The organism is Sphingobacterium sp. NPDC055431, assembly GCF_053644255.1.
This window is the reverse complement of record NZ_JBSHLH010000017.1, coordinates 85793-105506: the sequence shown is the minus strand read 5'-3', so window position 1 is coordinate 105506 and position 19714 is coordinate 85793. Positions and strand designations below refer to the sequence as shown.

The window sequence follows — 19714 nt, the reverse complement described above, 5'->3', positions numbered from 1 at the left end:
CAAAGCAAGGGAAAGGGAAAGGAAAAACAACCATAGAGGCAAATAATCAAGAAAAAATTTGGAATACAACATAGAAGGGGCGAATTGAATTCGCCCGTCCATGCATTTGAACCAGGATTAATGGGATGGGAGGATAGACCATGATCTGGTAAGGAAGCAGGATTAATGGGATGAGAGGATAGACCAAGTCCCATGGTCGAGCGGCATTTCGGCTTCACTCGATAACCGTCGAGATGACCAATAATTTTCTTCGTTACTTTTGGATTGCAAATTAACCAAACCGACGAAAGAGCTCACGGATACCAATTCACTTCGTTACTTTTGAAGCCCAAAAGTAACCAAAAGGCTTCGGCTCATTTAAGATGGCTTTTCGCACTATCTGGCACACATGAAAAGAATGCCTTGATGTCGGGAATATCTTCCTTCAAAATTCTCCTTTTAGATGGAGAATTTTTTGAAAGCATTCCAATGCCAATCCCATCGCACAGGGCATCGGCATTCTTTCCATTTTTCCGCCATTGGAAATGAGCCGGAGGCTAACGTGCTTCCTGAGGAAGGGAAATGTTTGTATTGAGAAACCTACAGCGTGGGTGAAATATTTGTAGAAGAGTGATTTGTTCTTCGGCCAACGCACAGCGTGGGTGAAATGTTTTTCCACAAATCTTCTTGTCATTTTTTGGGTCATTCTGAGGAACGAAGAATCTCGGAACCTTGCAAAAATCCAATTTGAACACATGAAAGAGAGCATTGGCGCACAGTTCTTCTCTTCAATCTCCAATAATTTGTATTGGCGCACAGTTCCTGTACCTTCGGTCCAGCATGACAAGCCCTGTTTGGGGAGAACCGTACAGACTCTAAACTGGTCGTTCAGAATCAAAATGTATTAAAGAGGGATTCAGAGTGAAACGAAGAATCTATTGTTTATTTTAATAATTGGAGATGGTTGTCATTCCGCTATCGAAGATGAGGAAACTATTTTTTTTGTAAAGTTAAAGGTATGGATGAAGGTTTTATTCACCCTAAAGGGTGAAATTATTTCAAGTTTGCATGGGGCGGGCGTATGCGATACGCCTACAATATCGGGGTCTATCCAGCGACAAATTGATCTTGGCACATCCTCATATCCATTGAATCCTGGTTCATGCTCAGTTCTTGGTCCATCCTCCCATCCATTTAATCCTGGTTCCTTCCAGATCTTGGTCTATCCTCCCATCCATTTAATCCTGGTTCAACCGTCTAAATACCAAACACTAACTACTAACTACTTTTTTCCTGACATACCTACTCACGCCATACATCATCACCAACGTAATAATACTGATCACAACGACGATGTAACCAAGGGTTGTATAATGTTCGATTGGGCTTTCGTTGGTTTGTTGGACGATGATCAGGCCGGCGATAATGGCTCCTATCCCACCCGACATCTGCTGTAAAGAAGCGCTGACGCTCATAAATGCGCCACGGTCTTCTTTTTCAGGGACTGCTGACACCAAAGCTGAAGAAGGCGTTACACGGCTTAAGATCCCCATCATCATCAAGATGTTCAATACGACCACGATCGGGAACGCTGTCGGACCTAAAGAGGTATAGATCAAGACCATGATCATCATCCAGGTGGTCGCGATGGCAAAGATCTTGTATTTGTCAAATCGGTCGCTGAGCATACCGACCATTGGCATAATCAAAAGAGAGGCAATTCCTGAGATCATAAACAGCTGTGGAAGCTGTTCATGGGTAACGTGCAGGTTGTTCACGGCGAAAACACTGCTGAATGGCATCATCATAAAACCTCCAACGGAGAGTAATGCTGTCGCCATAAAGCCGATCCTATATTCTTTGCGGGTAAAGGTCCCCCATAGGTGCTGCAGGGCAGATTGTTTCTTCTGAAGGCCGATATGTCCGGTAATAGGTTTTAATTTCAGGAAGATCAATACGGCAATCAGGACCGCTACGATGGCAATCATCAGGAAGGCACTTTGCCAACCCCAGGCATTCCCGATATAGAGTCCGATTGGAATTCCCAAGACCTGGCTGGCACCGAAACCCATCTGCACAAACCCCATCACCCGACCACGCTGATCCAAGGTGAAAACATCGGTGATAATCGCCATGGAAATGGAACCGATCACTCCACCGAACAGACCGGTCACTATTCGAGCAGCCACCAACATGGGATAACTTGTCGAAAAACCGCAGAGAAAAGTTCCTACAATAAAACCCGTATAGAAAAAGAGCAGCAGTTTCTTACGATCGAAACGATCGGCAAATCCTGCAGTCAGGAGTCCTGAAATTCCGGCACTGAAGGCGTAGGCAGAAACGGCCACACCAAATTCAGAAGGCTTTAGGTCGATCGCTTTCATCAGCATATCCCCCATTGGAGACATGATCATAAAATCCAGGACAACGGTAAATTGGGTAAATGCTAGTATGAAAATCACCAATTTCTGGTACGCAGAAAGCGGTGCTTTAGTGGATTCTTCCATATAAAAAATGTTCGGCTAAATATGTGTAATAATCTTCTAAGCCGAGCAAAGGTAGGGATTGCATCGAGCACTTGCATTTCCGTATTGAAATTTTGACAATCTATTTCCCGACCTTCAATATTCCCTCAAATTTTTAATAAATAAGACTGGGCAAAAAACTTGGATTTTGGCTTGGATGCTGCTTCTGAATACTCTTCGAGTCTTGCTTTACCCTTATTCGAGACATATTCGAAAATTTCGAAATATGTCTCGAATGAGACCAAGCTGAATCCCGATAGAACTAACAATCCGTTTTTTGATTTCAGGACGATGTAAAAACCAATTGCAGATTTAGGATCTCTAAAACTTTTAATTATGTTTCCATCAAGGAAGCTTAAGCTCCATTCCAAATACTCCCGACTATTCTTATCTTTGCGATATGTCTACAGGGTTAATTTCACAAGATACTATTATCGCTTTGGCGACCTCTCCAGGGGCCAATGGCGCAATTGCAGTGATCCGTCTATCGGGCTCCAAGGCCATTAACTTGGTCAATGGGGTTTTCAAAGGTAAGGATTTGACGAAACAAGCTTCGCATACCGTGCATTTTGGAACCATTCGCGATGGCGAACATATCATCGATGAGGTTTTGGTGACCCTCTTTGTGGGGCCTAACTCCTATACCAAGGAGGATACCATTGAAATATCGACCCATAATTCGGCCTATATCATCGAACGCATCATCACCCTTCTGATCAAGAAAGGTGCTAGAGCGGCGCGTGCCGGTGAATTTACCTTAAGGGCGTTCCTGAATGGTGGAATGGACCTATCCCAGGCAGAAGCGGTTGCAGACCTGATTGCCTCCAATTCGGCAGCATCCCATCAGATCGCCATGCAGCAGATGCGCGGTGGATTCTCCAATCAGCTCAAGCAATTACGTGAAGACCTTGTACATTTCGCCTCCCTGATCGAATTGGAACTTGATTTCGCGGAGGAAGATGTGGAATTTGCCAATCGTGACCAGCTGAAAGCCTTGATCCAGCAGATCCACTCGGTCATTGCCAAATTGATCCGATCCTTCGAACAGGGGAATGTACTGAAGAACGGTGTTCCAGTAGTGATTGCCGGGAAACCGAATGTAGGCAAGTCTACCCTATTGAATGCCCTGTTGAACGAGGAAAGAGCTATCGTATCCGATATCGCCGGTACGACACGCGATACCATAGAAGATGAGATCAATATTCATGGCGTGACTTTCCGCTTTATCGATACCGCCGGAATCCGTCATACGGAAGATGTGGTTGAGGCCATAGGCGTGGAAAGGACCCGTGAGAAAATGAAGCAGGCCCGACTGATCATCTACCTCTTCGACCCTACCCAAGACCAGATCTCTGCCGTACAGGAGCAGATCGATGAAGTCAAAGGTTTGAATATCCCTTTTGTGACCATTATCAATAAGTCTGATCTTCTCTCGGAAGAACAGAAAAAGGATTATGAGGTACTGAATCCGCTTTATATTTCGGCCAAGCATCAGATCGGAATCGATGAACTGAAGGATGAGCTCCTGAACCAGGTTAATCTTTCGAATATCAATACGGATGATGTGATGGTGACGAATATTAGGCATGTGGAGGCTTTGCAGCATACGCAGGAAGCGCTGGAGAAGGTGCTGTATGGGATCGATAACCCGATTACTTCGGATTTTCTAGCGATGGATATCAGGCAGGCGCTGCACCATCTTGGGGAGATTACCGGGACAGTGACGACAGATGATTTGCTGGAGAATATTTTTAGTAAGTTTTGTATCGGGAAGTAAGGGGGATAAGATATTAATAATAAGGTAAGTTTTGTGCCATTATTTCATTATGAATGATGAAACTTAATGATAAATCTAAATTTAGATTTCATTCAATTTAACATATAATCTTAAATACGGATTTCCGTAATTTTTCTTATCTGATTAAAGTATGTTTAAACAATTATTACCCTATCCTATTTAGGAAATAAAATGAAGAAATCTGATCTTACTGAAAGGGATATTTGCACAAAATAATTAACACCATCGATTGAAACTGCAGACTAGGATCGTATGTCTCAGTACACCAATCCCAATAATTTCAATAGAAAATCAGAACATATAAGAAGAGTTAATGGACTATTGCGAACTTTAGAAGAACAAATAAATCAATGTGGGCAATCTAACGAGTTGTTGTTGCAACAAGTACTGACAGAAGCATTGGAGGCTAAATTTTAGATATAATATAATGGTTAATCAATTGATTCATGAATTAGAAAAATACCAACTTAAAGGTTCTTTTATTTTTAAACAAACTTCAAAATTAAGCGAAGTTTGTAATATACCTGTCCAAAATGATTTAGCAGGTTTGTATCTGTTTTTTGATAACGATACTAATGAACTATTATATGTTGGTATTAGTGGAAGAACCAACAAAGCTGGAATTTTAATCTTTAGAAAAGATGGTTTACGTGGTCGTTTTCTAAAAGGTAAACAATTTGGTGATTTTCGCCGTAATTCTTTAACCAAACAAATGATTTTAGAGGGTATCAATTCTATAAGAATTAATTGGTATGGTACCTATCATTCAGATTGTTTTGATCAACCAAGGGCATTAGAAATTAATTTACTCAAAACTTTTATAAATAAGTTCGAACGATTACCTCGATGGAATAAAGAGATATAAAAAATTTCTGAATTATTAAATATATACCTTAGCATGGACTGCCTACCAATCAGTCTAAGCTTGTAATTATTAATTGAAATTATCTAAACTTAAATTATGCATAAATCTACTCAATATAGAAATGTAAAAAGTTTAGGAAGTGGTGGTAATGGAGATGTTTTTCTAAATTTCTTTCAGTTAAAAAATAATGAATTAGTCTAATCAGATTCATTTGTTCTATAAAAGTGTTTAAATAAAAAACCATGAATTAAGAATATATGGTACAGTCAACTATCCTAAACTCTTTATTCTCATTTCTATTGTCATTTTGAATAAAACTCATATAGAAACACCTCCACCCAAAAAATAAAAAAGGCCGTATCAATTTATATTTTGATACATCCTCATTTATTATTATAAAATTCTGTATTCCTACTTATTTCATTTTAATGAAATACAATCTATTCCTATCCACACTTTTTTTGGTACTTGGAAGGATTTTCTGGTCGAATCCACTTTTCCCATTATAGACAACTCCAAAACCATCATCATTAGAAACAACCAGAATATTTCCTTTTAACATGGTTAAGCCTTCAGCCTTAACGTGCAGATAAGGTCCATGTAGATCATTTACTTATTAATATCGAAGTAAGTTCCTATCATTAATATACTTGTAAATATTTCCTCCCAATAAAGAAAGCATAAAATCACATTCAAATATTCGATATTTCTTAATAACTTAAGGTTATGAATAGAACAATTGAAATACTAATTGAGAACAGAAAGTTAGTTCAAGCAATTTCAGTGATATTATCAGCTTTTGCTATTTATAGATTTGGTTTTATTGTTGGTGAGTTTATTTCTCTTATTACAAAATAAACCTAGTCTTTTTGATGGGCATTGTATAAAAGATTCATTTATTAATAGCTTGTAATTATTATTGATGAACAAACCAATCCGATACTCAAAATGTGATCATGAAGACACTAAGTCTAATTTTTCTTTTTTTACTCTGTTCAAAATCTCATGGACAGATTGACTCAAGTTTAATCTACAAGAAAGCAGATCATATAATTAAGTTGATTGAAAATAAGAATATTGACTCCTTAATCAGTAATAGTACTGATTCTATTAGATGCATTCTATGTAATGAGGCTGGAATAAAAAACTACATAGATTCTAAAATATTCTTTACAGAAAGGGTTCAGGAAATATTTACTCCAACATTAATTTCTAAAATAAAGTCAGCTCCTAAGTCCATAGTCAGGCAAAGCGAACCTTATCTTTCGTATATAGTATACTATAAGATAATTGCTAAAGATGAAATTGCTCCTGGTCATGAAGGCGTTGATTTTGGTATTTGGCTTAGATCTGATGACCTTTTAAAATTTAATGCCCTTGATACTATACCTTAAATTCATATTTAACACAAAGCATTCTTGAATTAGGGTTCAGAGTAATGACAATTACCAGGAAAATCTAAGAACAAAACCAGTTCCCTTAATTCATCAAAATAAAAAGGCCGTATCAATTCATATTTTGATACGGCCTCATTTATTTATACTAATCCTTTACTCCTTCTTATTTCATTTTAATGAAATACAATCTATTCCTATCTACACTTTTGGTACTTGGGAGGATTTTTTGGGCAAAGCCACTATTACCATTATCAACAACTCCAAAATCATCATCATTAGAAACCACGAGAATATTTCCTTTTAACATGGTAAGACCTTCCGCCTTATCGTGTGGATAGACCTCTGGTAGATCCTTTAATAAATCGATGGCGAGAGTCTTTGTAACTGGCGTAATACCAGCAGCAGCCAGTCCAGCTTGGTCCTTTAGTTCTTCCACCGTTTTTCCTTTAAACAATTTCCCTGAAGCAGCATTTGAGGCATCCGAGATATCAGTCGCTTTGCTGATATCGATTTTGAATATCTTTTTGAAGAGTGCAGGTTTTCCAGGATCTCCGCCATAGAGCCCATCCCTTTCCAAGGTTAGAAAGGTTGTATTACTCAAGGCCAATATTTCACTTACACCGGTAAGCGAGGGATTGTCCATTAGGTAAGCGTATTGTTTTGTAGCTCCGGATGCGATATCAAAGGTCAGGATACGAATGATCACAGAACCTGATACGGCAGCCGAACTGGGATTGTACATCGGGGATTGCATAATACCGACCAAGGTCTTGCCATCTGGGGTAATCGTCAAGCCTTCCATCCCTCTATTGGCTCTGCGATTAGCAAAGACAGCAGGGATTTTACGGCCACCGAAGCCAGTTCCATAAGGGTTGATACGTTCAATGGTCTTTCCAGTGATATCGGCATGAACGATATGTGGACCATATTCATCCGAAATCCAGAACGTGCCGTCCGCTGCGATAACCAAACCTTCAGAGTCGATACCGTCTGCCGATGCTGCCAATTGCTGTCCATTCAGATCATAAGGAATTTCGCCCGTTGAGCCCATTCCCTTTGGATTCGGCAAGCCATTTAATCTGGCCCCTTTTTCATTTTTCAACTCGATTACTTGCTCCAGGACTAATTTCCCTTCCTTCAACCTGAATTTTCCAATCTGTGGAGCGAAGTCCGACTTTCCAATGATGATTGCGTTCTTAGCCTGTCCAGCTACATTGGCTCCTCGATCTGTCATCATATAAAATACTTCCGGATCATGAGGGTCTGCCACTACAGCGGAACCAAAACCTCCATTATAGACTTTTACGCCATCTTTGGTCGTCATCAGTACATTGGGAGTTTCGACTTCCGCCATAGCAGGATAGTCTACAACTTTGGCCTTGTTGTGATCTTGATCTTTTTCGCAAGAAGTTAGTGCTGCAATAAAGGTTAAAGCAGTCGCTAGTGTGTGAATTTGTTTTATCATTAATATAGCTTAATAAATTGGCACAAATAAAGATGTTGAATATGAAACAGATGTTAAGCAATGGTGAAATTATTATCATTGCTAGAAATATACCTTCTTAAATATATCATAATAGTCTCCCTCCCTATTTTGATTCCCCAACAATTCTTTCTAAATTCATGATAACAACATCAATCACCATAATTATCAATCATTATGAACTTACTTTTCTTAGGCAGTTTAATAGCTAGTGCGATTTGGATAATTATGTTATTTATTACAGTCTTTTCCATCTACCATATCGTCACGAACCGAGAACTATCCAGTGGCCAAAGAGTGGTCTGGATATTGGTTGTATTGGTTTTTAATGTGATTGGTTCAATTATCTACTTAGCCTTGAATAACTCCAAAAAAGTAGCTTAGCCTATATTCAGCTTAACCTTTTCGATTTCCTTTATTTTCTTTGGTATATCCCCTATTTTACCATTTACCGGATCCACAGATTTTTATCTTTGGCAGGGAAATTGTTTCGTGTCAAGAAATCACACAATCTACTTAATATGAAAAAGCAATTACACTTTATGCTATTTATTGCATTGGGTCTTATTGGAACAACGTCTTGTAGCAAAGACAGTAATTTGAAGCCTATTGATGCTGTGGGGAGTTACCAGGGAGATTTGAGCATTCATCTTTCTAACGGCAAGTTCACCAGTTATGACAATAGCATCGTAACAGTTACCCAAGCGGGTGAAGACCAGTTAAAATTCACGACAAATGCAGCTTCGGGAAGTGTTTCGGAAACTTTTGATGTCTATGAGCAAAACGGTACGATGAGCAATGATGACGATGATCCGAAAGGAGTATTCGTATATATCAAAGACGAAAACTCATTATCGGTTTCTACGCTTGGAAGTAAAGCAACTAAGCAGATCCTATTTACAGGTAAAAAAATCAATTAAAATCAATAAAGCCTAATTTTTCGGATTAGGCTTTATTCGAAATATTATCATGGTCTTCCTTTTCCCCGCCTATCATTCATATACAAACAGTACATATTCCAGGTAGGTGAATAATTTTCTTCTAGATACCATTCCAAACGGGACTTTGTAATGGTTTGGTTATTAAAGTGACTTCCATATAGCGACATGGTTTGATCAGATTCTTGACTCAGCCAGTTTACTAAATCAGTATCTGATTCGCAGCTTGCCAGCATTGGTGCTGGTCCATAACCATCATTTACTACGCCTAGCATAAATTGTTGGTTGATAAAATACAGTCCCAGTCCGCAATAATCACGATGGGAAAAATATAGGCCTGTATCCTCTCCTGGATTTTGCATAAGCTTTTTGCAGACTTTGCTCGCCAGGTCCGGGCCATATGGTTCAGCATCTAAACCTTGGTAGATTTCCAATCCAGATTTATCTAAGCTGTCTAACTCTATTTTTGGAATGTATAATTGCATGAAATCTGTGATAAATTAATGCTTGAAAAAAGAATTTTACATAAATTAAGTAAATTTTGTAACGATTACCGAATTAGGATAACCAATTATTAAAACGGATTATGAAAAATAAAAAAATCATACTAGGATTTGCAGCTTTGATTGCTGTATTGATGGTCTATAAGATTGCAGAAGCTGTAGGTAAGTTTGTCTATTACATTACGCATTGATAAAGGAAATACGCTTTATCAAATAACCATATGCAATTCATATTTCATTTAGGGAAACCTAGGCTGCAATGCAAACATATGGAGCTATCAATTGTTAGAAATAAGGGTAATTAAACCCTACAGACTGAGCTGATTGGGATTTTCATGGATTAAAACCTTTAATTAATCAAAAAAAATCACTAGCTTATTTTTATATACTAATAATACCTATGGTAATCATCAATAATTACGAAGAGTACAAAACTTATGAAGGGAAAGAATTAGGTCTTTCTGAATGGCATTTAATTGACCAAAAACAGATCAATTTATTTGCTGATGCCACATTGGACCATCAATGGATACATGTAGATGAGGAGAAATCGAAGAATGAAGGCCCATTTGGAACCACCATTGCACATGGCTACCTGACCCTATCCCTTATCCCCCATTTATGGAAGCAGATTGCGGATGTCAGGAATGTGAAGATGGAAATCAACTACGGTATTGAAAACCTTAAATTCGGGCAAGCAGTAAAAGTGAATACCCGTGTTCGATTGCATGCTTTGGTGAAATCTATCAACAACCTGCGTGGTACGGTAAAAGCGACCATTCAAGCTAAACTCATGAGTGAGGAGTCTGACAAACCTGTTTATGTAGGTGATGTAATCTTTCTGTACAGTTTTAAAGACTAAAACCTAAAGCCTTGGGCCTATGTTGGAATTTCGGAGAGAAGGGATATATTGTGCTCAAGGAAACTTCTATATTGATCCTTGGTTGCCAGTGGATTATGCCATTATTACTCATGCACACGCAGACCATGCCCGGATAGGTATGAAGCGGTATCTATGCCATGAACTGACGGCTCCGATACTCAAACTGCGGCTAGGACAGGATATTAAGGTACAGACACTGGATTACAACCAAGCTATCGAAATCAATTCGGTAAGGGTTTCCCTGCACCCTGCAGGGCATTTAATTGGTTCGGCACAGGTTCGATTGGAATTTCAGGGGAAAGTAACGGTTGTCTCCGGGGACTATAAAATCCAGGATGATGGCCTCTCCACTCCTTTTGAACCGATCCGTTGCCATGAGTTCATTTCTGAAAGCACCTTTGGTCTGCCCATCTACAATTGGCTTCCGGTTGACGAAATCAACCAAAACCTTGGGGAATGGGTGGCCAATAATAAACGAAATGGAAATAATTCGATAATCATCGGCTATGCCTTAGGAAAGGCTCAACGTATCATGAAGGCGTTGGAAGCTTTTGATGACCTATATGTGCATTATGCCATTTCCAGGATCAATGCAGCTTTTACCGAAAGTGGCATTTCCTTACCTGCCTATAAAACTATAGATTTCAATGATCGCCCAAAGGACATGAAAGGCGAAATTATCATTGTACCGCCTTCCCTATTTGGTTCCAATATCTTGAAGAATATTCCCAATGCACAAACGGCAATCTGTTCGGGATGGATGCAGGTTCGCGGTGCCCGGCGATGGCGCAGTGCTGATGCGGGATTTGCCATCAGTGACCATGCCGATTGGCCAGGCCTATTGACTGCGGTGCGTGAAACAGCTGCGGAAAAGGTATATGTTACGCACGGTTTTAAAGCAGAATTTTCGAGGTACCTCAATGAAATAGGCATTGAAGCTGAGGAAATAACAACTGCTTTTGGCAGCGAAGAAGAAACTGATGAACAGCTAATCAAGGAATAAGATGAAGGTACTGGCAAGACTGATAAATGCGCTGGACAGCAGCAATAAGACCAATAGCAAAATCCTAGCTATTGAACAGTTCCTTGCTGAATCTTCCGAATTGGATAAGTATTGGTTCATCCGTCTCTTTACGGGAAAAAGGCCGCGTCGTTCTGTCAAGACCAATATCATGCGTCAATTGGCCATTGAATACAGTGGCATTCCTGAATGGCTGTTTCTGGAATCATATACCGCTGTAGGTGATCTGGCGGAGACCATTGCCCTGATCATACCGCCCGCCAAACATAGCGTCGAAAAAAGCTTGGACCAGTGGATTCAGGAAATCATGGCCCTTCAGGGACAACCTGAAGATCTAATCAAATCTTACATCCTCACTTCATGGGAAAGCCTGGGACAGACCGAACGCTTTGTGTTCAATAAACTTATGGGCAGTAGTTTTAGGATCGGTGTATCTTCTAAAACGCTCATTAATGCATTTGCCAAGTATTATGATTTGGATGCAAACCTGGTAGCCCATAGCCTTATGTCGGATTGGGATCCTGAATTGCTCTCCTTTGAAAAATTTATCAAGGGGGAACATATCAACATCAACCTATCCGTTCCCTATCCCTTTAGCCTTGCAAATCCCTTGGTTCAGGATCTTGAAAGTCTAGGCAAGGAGCAAGATTGGCAAGTAGAATATAAATGGGATGGAATCCGCGGACAGGTAATCAAACGGGAAGGCGAAACCTTTATTTGGTCGCGTGGTGAGGAGCTGGTAAATGAGCAATTCCCCGAACTATTGGAAGATCTACAAGAGGTGGATTTTGATTTTGTCATCGATGGAGAGATCGTTCCTTATGATGAAAATTGCGTCATGACCTTCAATCAATTGCAGAGAAGGCTGAACCGGAAGAATATTTCCAAGAAAATGATGCAAGAGGTCCCTATAAAATTTATTGCCTTTGACATCTTGGAACTGAACCGACAGGATATACGAGACATGGCACTGAAGGAGAGAAGGAAAATATTAGAAGACCTCCTGGGTAAATTGAATTCAGAAAATTTCTTATTATCGGAATTATTGGATTTCAGCGATTGGAATTCACTCAATAAGGTTCGGGAATCCTCTGGAAATATAAATGCAGAAGGTTTGATGTTAAAGGCCAAAGATTCGGCCTATCAGGTTGGGAGAAAGAAAGGTTTCTGGTGGAAATGGAAGGTGGATCCGATGAGCATCGATGCCGTACTGATCTATGCACAACGAGGTAGCGGCCGCCGTAGTGGGCACTACACCGACTATACGTTCGCAGTGAAAGACGGGGATAAACTGGTAACCATTGCAAAGGCCTATTCAGGACTCAGTAACACGGAAATCGCTGAGGTCAGCAAGTTCGTTCGTGAAAACTCTATAGAGAAATTTGGCCCTGTTCGGACCGTAAAACCTGAATTGGTTTTCGAGATAGCCTTCGAAGGCATTGCCCCAAGTAACAGACATAAGTCGGGAGTCGCCCTCAGGTTCCCCAGAATTGTTCGCTGGCGAAAAGATAAACTCCCTTCAGAAATAGATGATATCCAAGAAATCAAAAAGCTGATCTAGGTGCTTACCTCTTTTTATTCTTTTTGGTCATCTTAGCTTTCACTCCACTCCCATAATTGTAGGTCTTGCTGTTGCTTTCCTTCTTTTTATGGAAGGCTCCCCCTCTACTTTCATCCTCAACAGCTTTTTCTTTAGATACCTCAGATGGTTTATAGATCGTTAGATCCTCCGGAAGTGGCATCACAGGGATCTTTTTGCCAATACTCTGTTCGATCTTCTTAACCTCAGGAAGCTCAATGTCGGTAGCAAAGCTGATGGCGATAACCTCATCTTCACCAGTCTTGAGGACATGCTTAATAAATTCTTCCCTGTTCTCTGGAATTTCAAAATGGAAGATAAAAGGTACAGCGCTTAAGTCTATATCCTCAAGGCCTTCATTGGCTACGATCAGGATACGGCATTCGGGCCTCTGTTTAAAGATATTGATGTCATCAAAGCCATAGTCATCATGGAACATAGGCCTATAGATAGCAGCAACACCCTTTTTGGCATGTAGCCTATCCAATAGGTTATGGGCAGTATGTTTGGTATTTACAAAGACAACTACTTTATCGAAAACTTCATCATCAGCCATGAGATCATTCAGCAGGTTGATCTTTGTACTGAAATTAGGCACCTGATAAAGCATCAGTTCATGGGTGTCATGACTGTTTTCGCCAAGCTCATCCACTTCTACAAGGGTTGCATAAGGCATAAAACCGTCAATCATCAGATGCAGCTTTTCATGTTCAACGGTACTGAAGCATAGGTATTGCACTTTCCCACAACTTTGCGCCAATTCGCGAACGTTGGTTTGCATCCCTTGCTTTACGATTTCTTCCGCATCATCGATCACAAAGGTTTCGATACGGTTTAGGTTAAGGCCCAGTTTCAAATAGACCGCCCGCGCACGGGCAGGTGTAGCCACAACGATATCTACACCGCGGACCAGGTCTTCGATCTCCTCTTCCATCCCACCGCTGGTCTTAAGTCCCATAATATGCAGATTCTTATTACGGCTTACGGCATAGAAACGATCTACGATTTCAGTGATTCTTTCTTCATTTGGTGCTAAGACTAAAACTTTAGGAGCTTCATCGTCGGTATATTTCAACCGCATCAATACCCCAAGGACATAAGTCGTGGTTTTTCCGGCACCTTCTGGAGCAATGCCGAGGATGCTATGTCCACCGACGATACGTGAAAGAGCATTCAACTGGAATTCCTTGGCTGTAAAATAACCCAATTCGTTCATCGATGCATGGAGACGCTTGCTAAGTTTTAATTTATCTAAAGACACTGCTGAATATTTAAAATGAATGTAAAGCTACAAAGTTAGTTAAATTAATACAGTCTAGGCGTATTGGCGCATCTTTTACAGCCAAGGATACTTCATAATGATCCTTTTTGGAGTAAAATATTATGAAAGTTCCTTTTCTGAAAGTACAATTCCATCCACATCAGCATAGATAAAATGGCCAGGGATAAAATCTACATCGGCAAAATGAAGGGTCAAGTCTCTTTCGCCTTGCACCTCTTTGGCGCTACGGTGTGGATTGCTGTACAAGGCAAGAACTGCCATATCCACCTCAGCAATTTCCAAAACGTCACGGATCGCGCCATTGATCAATACGCCAGACCAACCATTCTCCTGTGCCATAGCTGCAATATTGCCGCCCACCAAAGCCCTACGATCTGAACCAACACCATCAACTACCAACACCTTTCCATTGCCATCTTCCTCCAATATCGCACGGATCAATTCATTGGCTTCAAAAACTTTCACAGTTACAATCTGTCCATGAAAACTCTTCTTCTTCCCATAATTCTTGAATCCAATGGGTTTTACAACCTGAAGGTTTGGCATATACGCATCACATAGATCGGCAGTTAAAATCATCTTCATATTTTCTTATATTAATTACAGCTATTTTTATAAATATGGCGCAAAGATAGCTTTCAGAAAAGCAATTGTGCAGCTTCACTCAAAAGAATATTTACATGTTTCATAATTTTTACTTTCAGTTAATAATGAAGTGTAATACTAATTTCTTAAAGCTTTATTCGTAAATTTTGAATGATTTAAATTAAATTCCTTCAATTTCAAATTGTTAAGTCATGATAGTTAGATTACTACTCTTCCTCGCACTCCTATTCATTCATATAAATGCAACTCAAGCGCAGGTTAAAGATACCCTGGTCTTTAAGGAGTATAACGATGATGGAGACATAGCTCTGTTCTTTGTACAAGAAGGAAATAAATCATGGCCAATGGTCTTCAAGGCTAAAAAAGAACCTAGCAAGGATTTGCTGCGTGGTGATATCATTGAAGTGCTATGGAAAGAGGAGGAAATTAAAAATATTGATGGAGATTTCATGGAAATCAATCAAGTCCTCTTGGATTATTCAAAATTAAAGGATGGAAAGGTACATGCACTCCGAAGAGCTTATCCAAACCTACTACAATATGTCAAGTCTCCTGATCTACAATTAACAGATGCCTACCTTGCTTATGTAACTGCTTACCTGGAATACTATCTCTCCTATAGCAACCAACCTCTCACCAAAGAAATCCTAAAGAAAAAGGATCAGGCCAAGTTAATTTATCAAATCGATGAAATAACTTTTGAAGACCGACCCTATATGGTCATTGGCCTTGGAACAGACCAAGATAATAAGCAGAATATTTTACAATGGCTGTATATCGATAATGAAAATAGAAAACTTTATGAGTACGACATCATCAATCAAAGACTAATTGAATTCTATTGATTGCCCAATCCTATTTCGCACTTTCCTTCCGTCGATAACGAAGCTGTACCAAACCAGTCTCGAATGATTTAACCGAATGTAACTCAAGGATTTGTTCTGTCATATGTCCCTTAAATAGCCGTACCCCCTCTCCCAACAAAACTGGAACTATAGATATGATCAATTCATCAATCAATTCATTTCTTAATAGCTCATTGATCAGCTCTGCCCCTCCATCACAGTAAATGCCTTTCCCCTCAGCAGCTTTCAAATCCTTTACTAATGCAATAACATTACCATTATAAAATTTAATATTTCCCTGTGCCGGTCTATCGGAGCTCGTAATCACATAAACCTGACGTTCAGCTTGATCATAATGTTGAACACCTATGGTTCGCTCAACAAAATCAAAAGTCTTTCTACCAATGATAATTGTATCAATATCTGCGGTAAAATCTGCGTATCCGTAGTCCTCGCCCTGTTTTTCAACTAAATTCAGAAAACGGAGATCATCATTTGGCTTTGCGATAAAACTATCTAAACTGCAAGCTATAAAGAGAGATAATTTTCTCATATCATCAAGGTTATGGATAAAAAGTAACGGTATATCTCAAGAATATCCTCGTATAAATTTCAAATATTTTCTTAAGAAATCTTTAAAAACATTTCAACATTACTAATATTCAACTATTTATTATCAAACTTATTTAAGATTTTTAAGTTAATATAATATTAGCTTAACATTGAATCAATCTTAAAACTACATTTTTGCCAAAACACTAAACCGTTTTAATCACTATGAGAAAAACATTAATTGTTAGTCTCGCCCTTTGCCTTTCTTATCCCAGTTGGGCAAATGTGGACTTGAGACTTGCTGAGCCATTCAAAGCTATTGGTTCAGAACTACGACAATCGACTATTCGAGGTGTCGTAAAGGATAAAGATGGAAATCCTTTATCCCCAGTAACAATTACTAACCTGACCACACAGAAGTCTACCAGTACCAATGAAAATGGTGAGTTTGAAATCGAAGCTAGTCAAGGGCAGCAGTTGCGAATCAGTTACCTAGGTTTTGAAGCACAAAACGTGACGGTAACATCAAGTAATGTGCAGATAACCCTGACTCCTGACGACACCAATCTGGAAGAAGTGATCGTAGTAGGTTATGGAACACAAAAGAAAGCCAACCTTACCGGAGCTGTAGACCAAGTGGGTCCTGAAGTTTTCGAAGGAAGGGTCTTGGCAAATGCCAGCCAAATGCTGCAGGGTGCTGTTCCTAACTTAAACATTGTTCCTGCTGACGGTAAACCAACCCGTAATCCCAGTTTCAACATCCGTGGTACCACCTCCATCGGGCAAGGTGGAAGTGCCTTGATCTTAATCGATGGTGTTGAAGGCGATCCTTCCTCACTGAACCCCAATGATATCGAATCCGTATCGGTCTTAAAGGATGCTTCATCTTCGGCTATTTATGGATCTCGCGGTACATTCGGTGTGGTATTGATCACAACCAAAAGAGCTAAGGCGGACCGAACAAGCATTACCTACTCCGGAAATGCCTCATTCCAGAAGCCAATCGCTAGACCCGACTTTATTACCGATGGATACACCTATGCTTCCCACTTCTTTACAGCATATAATGCATGGAACAACTATTCATCAATCCCAAGTAAACTGAATAAGACCCAGATCTTTACTACAGAATGGTTAGAAGAATTCAAACGCCGGAAAGAACAAGGCATTACTGAAGAAGTTACAGTAGATGATAAAGGAAACTACGTATATTATGGCAATGAGGACTATTATGGCACCCTGATCAAGGACAATACCTTTGTTCAGGACCATAACCTTTCCATTTCAGGAAACTCCGGTAGATTCGATTATTATCTATCTGGCAGAACTTATGACTACAACGGTATGTATAATTTCAATACCGACAATTATAACACGTACAACACAAGAGCTAAAGCAGGAATGCAAGTCAATGATTGGCTAAGGATTACCAATAACATCGACTACTCCTATGCTAAATATTGGGATCCTTCGACAGCTGGTGAAGGTGGAAATATCTGGAGAAACATAGCTGATGAAGGTCACCCTTCCTCTCCAATTTTTAATCCAGATGGCTCCTTCAGTTTCTCGGCTGCCTATACCGTTGGTGATTTCATTTATGGCAAGAATGGTACAGCCACTAAAAACGCTGACCTTCGCAATACCACGGCATTCGAAACTAAATTCTTGGATAACTCCCTGAGAATAAAAGGTGATTTCACCTTCAGGAACCGTGATTTCAATTCTACTCGCGTCCGCGTGCCAGTTCCATACAGTGTTGCTGAAGGAAAGATGTTGAAACTGGAAACCTCCATGAACAACAATATCTATCTGGTCGACCAACAATGGAAATACCTATTTGGAAACTTATATGGTGAGTACGAAAAAACCATTGGCGACCATTATTTCAAAGGTTTATTGGGTTATAACTATGAACAACGCGTTTACGAATCAGATTATATCACAAAGACAGGGCTTCTGACCGAAGATGTTGACAATATCAACCTAGCTTTAGGTCAAAATACCACCGCAACTGCTGGTTACAACAAATACAGAAACGTTGGCGTCTTTATGCGTGCTAATTATATCTATAAAGATCGATACCTATTTGAATTCAATGGACGTTACGATGGATCTTCCAAGTTCCCTATCAATGAGCAGTGGGCCTTTTTCCCTTCTGCATCCGTGGGATGGAGAATCTCGGAAGAACCTTTCTTTGAAGTAGACAAGAGCGCTATCTCCGATTTAAAACTAAGAGGTTCCTATGGTTCACTTGGGAATGGTAATATTGACCCCTATGCTTTTATGGATCAGTATTCCATCAGTATCTCCAACAGGGTGATTGGCGGGGTTAAAAATCCATATACAGGGGTTCCAGTGGTTATTCCAAACAACCTAACCTGGGAAACTGCAAGAACGGCCAATATAGGTCTGGATCTTTCTGCCATCAATAATAAATTGACTTTTACGGCTGATTTCTATCAACGGAAAACATTGAATATGTACACCGTAGGTATGACATTGCCAGATGTATTCGGTGCAGCATCCCCTAAAGGAAACTATGCCGACATGACTACCCAAGGTTTTGAACTTTCACTAGGATATAGAGATAGCTTTGAAGGTTCAGGAAGTCCATTTAACTGGTCTGTAAAAGGAACTTTGGCTGATTATAAATCAACCATCGATCGCTACAACAATGAAACCGGAAACCTTTCTGATTATTATATCGGCCAGACCCTAGGAGAAATATGGGGCTATGAAACCCAAGGCCTATTCCAGAACCAAGCGGAAATCGATGCTGCTGCTACACAATCCTTGATTAAATCTTCTAATTCTGGTAAGATCTATCCTGGTGATGTACGCTTTGCTGATTTAGATGGAAATGGTGTCATTGACTATGGAACAAATACCTTGACTGACCATGGTGACAAAAGAATCATTGGTAACAAAGAACCACGTTACATCTATAGCTTCAACCTCAACTTGGACTGGAAGAATGTGTACATATCATCCTTTTTCCAAGGTGTTGGTAAGCAGCAGTGGTATCCTGGAAACGAATCAATCTTCTGGGGACAATATAATAGACCTTACAACAACCTTCCATCTTGGCATGTTGACAATTATTGGACTGAGGACAATCCGAATGGATACTTCCCACGTTATGCAGGATATAATGAATCCATTAAGGTCAATCCACAAACTAGGTTCTTACAGGAAATCTCTTACATCCGTATGAAAAACCTGCAGATAGGATATAACTTCCCTAGTTCAATCACCTCAAAACTTAAAGTTCAGAGCCTAAGGATTGGATTATCTGGTGAAAACCTATTTACTTGGTCCCCATTCTACAAAAGGACAAAAGATCTAGATGTCGGCAACTTAAGACCTTCAGATCCTGATATCTCGACAGGACATGGTGATGGTTTCAATTACCCGGTTATGAAGAGCTATAGTTTTAACCTATCTATCGGATTATAATC

General features: G+C 39.8%; 16 protein-coding genes. 10 read left to right on the top strand and 6 right to left on the bottom strand.

The genetic code is table 11. The features are described 5' to 3' along the window. Positions 1-1250 precede the first annotated feature (1250 nt). Positions 1251-2486: an MFS transporter gene (locus tag ACWIB3_RS14715; RefSeq protein ID WP_454291982.1), complete on the bottom strand. Its 1236-nt coding sequence runs from the start codon at positions 2484-2486 to the stop codon at positions 1251-1253. Positions 2487-2904: 418 nt separating this feature from the next. Between ACWIB3_RS14715 and mnmE the strand changes: the two genes are divergently transcribed. The 3 genes from mnmE (at position 2905) to ACWIB3_RS14700 (ending at position 6561) form a co-directional block, all read left to right on the top strand. Then, a complete protein-coding gene (mnmE, locus tag ACWIB3_RS14710; protein WP_454291981.1) occupies positions 2905-4281 on the top strand; it encodes a tRNA uridine-5-carboxymethylaminomethyl(34) synthesis GTPase MnmE in 1377 nt (458 codons plus the stop codon). Positions 4282-4729: 448 nt separating this feature from the next. After that, positions 4730-5167 (top strand): hypothetical protein, encoded by a 438-nt coding sequence (locus ACWIB3_RS14705; protein ID WP_454291980.1) that lies wholly within the window; start codon positions 4730-4732, stop codon positions 5165-5167. Between the two features lie 956 nt (positions 5168-6123). Next, the gene (locus ACWIB3_RS14700; protein ID WP_454291979.1) at positions 6124-6561 is read left to right on the top strand and encodes a hypothetical protein; all 438 of its coding nucleotides are present in this window, start codon (positions 6124-6126) and stop codon (positions 6559-6561) included. Positions 6562-6727: 166 nt separating this feature from the next. Here the strand turns inward: ACWIB3_RS14700 and ACWIB3_RS14695 are convergent, their stop codons facing one another. Continuing rightward, a complete protein-coding gene (locus tag ACWIB3_RS14695; protein WP_454291978.1) occupies positions 6728-8029 on the bottom strand; it encodes an esterase-like activity of phytase family protein in 1302 nt (433 codons plus the stop codon). Between the two features lie 195 nt (positions 8030-8224). Here ACWIB3_RS14695 and ACWIB3_RS14690 point away from each other — a divergent pair, with 195 nt between their 5' ends. Together ACWIB3_RS14690 and ACWIB3_RS14685 are read left to right on the top strand one after the other, a co-directional pair. Next, the gene (locus tag ACWIB3_RS14690; protein ID WP_454291977.1) at positions 8225-8431 is read left to right on the top strand and encodes a PLDc N-terminal domain-containing protein; all 207 of its coding nucleotides are present in this window, start codon (positions 8225-8227) and stop codon (positions 8429-8431) included. A gap of 137 nt (positions 8432-8568) precedes the next feature. After that, positions 8569-8967, top strand: a complete 399-nt coding sequence (locus ACWIB3_RS14685; RefSeq protein ID WP_185212497.1) for a hypothetical protein — start codon at positions 8569-8571, stop codon at positions 8965-8967. Positions 8968-9014: 47 nt separating this feature from the next. Here ACWIB3_RS14685 and ACWIB3_RS14680 read toward each other — a convergent pair whose 3' ends face one another. After that, positions 9015-9470: a hypothetical protein gene (locus ACWIB3_RS14680; RefSeq protein ID WP_454291976.1), complete on the bottom strand. Its 456-nt coding sequence runs from the start codon at positions 9468-9470 to the stop codon at positions 9015-9017. Positions 9471-9888: 418 nt separating this feature from the next. Between ACWIB3_RS14680 and ACWIB3_RS14675 the strand changes: the two genes are divergently transcribed. The 3 genes from ACWIB3_RS14675 to ACWIB3_RS14665 are packed head-to-tail and all read left to right on the top strand — an operon-like array spanning position 9889 to position 12953. Then, a complete protein-coding gene (locus ACWIB3_RS14675) occupies positions 9889-10350 on the top strand; it encodes a MaoC family dehydratase (protein WP_254527532.1) in 462 nt (153 codons plus the stop codon). 19 nt (positions 10351-10369) lie between these two features. Further along, a complete protein-coding gene (locus ACWIB3_RS14670; protein WP_454291975.1) occupies positions 10370-11374 on the top strand; it encodes a ligase-associated DNA damage response exonuclease in 1005 nt (334 codons plus the stop codon). 1 nt (position 11375) lies between these two features. Further along, the gene (locus ACWIB3_RS14665; RefSeq protein WP_454291974.1) at positions 11376-12953 is read left to right on the top strand and encodes an ATP-dependent DNA ligase; all 1578 of its coding nucleotides are present in this window, start codon (positions 11376-11378) and stop codon (positions 12951-12953) included. Positions 12954-12957: 4 nt separating this feature from the next. Here the strand turns inward: ACWIB3_RS14665 and ACWIB3_RS14660 are convergent, their stop codons facing one another. Then, entirely contained in the window at positions 12958-14232 is a 1275-nt protein-coding gene (locus ACWIB3_RS14660; protein ID WP_185216701.1) for a DEAD/DEAH box helicase, read from the bottom strand. Positions 14233-14352: 120 nt separating this feature from the next. Further along, on the bottom strand, positions 14353-14838 hold the full coding sequence (gene rraA, locus ACWIB3_RS14655; RefSeq protein WP_454291973.1) for a ribonuclease E activity regulator RraA: 486 nt from the start codon (positions 14836-14838) through the stop codon (positions 14353-14355). Between the two features lie 212 nt (positions 14839-15050). On the opposite strand from rraA, the gene ACWIB3_RS14650 reads away from it, so the two are divergent. Then, positions 15051-15704 carry a hypothetical protein gene (locus ACWIB3_RS14650; protein ID WP_454291972.1) on the top strand — a complete coding sequence of 218 codons (654 nt, stop codon included), beginning with the start codon at positions 15051-15053 and terminating at the stop codon, positions 15702-15704. 10 nt (positions 15705-15714) lie between these two features. On the opposite strand, the gene ACWIB3_RS14645 is transcribed toward ACWIB3_RS14650, so the two are convergent. Further along, entirely contained in the window at positions 15715-16257 is a 543-nt protein-coding gene (locus ACWIB3_RS14645) for a dihydrofolate reductase family protein (protein ID WP_454291971.1), read from the bottom strand. Between the two features lie 224 nt (positions 16258-16481). Here ACWIB3_RS14645 and ACWIB3_RS14640 point away from each other — a divergent pair, with 224 nt between their 5' ends. Next, positions 16482-19712, top strand: a complete 3231-nt coding sequence (locus ACWIB3_RS14640) for a SusC/RagA family TonB-linked outer membrane protein (protein ID WP_454291970.1) — start codon at positions 16482-16484, stop codon at positions 19710-19712. The last annotated feature ends 2 nt before the right edge of the window (positions 19713-19714 follow it).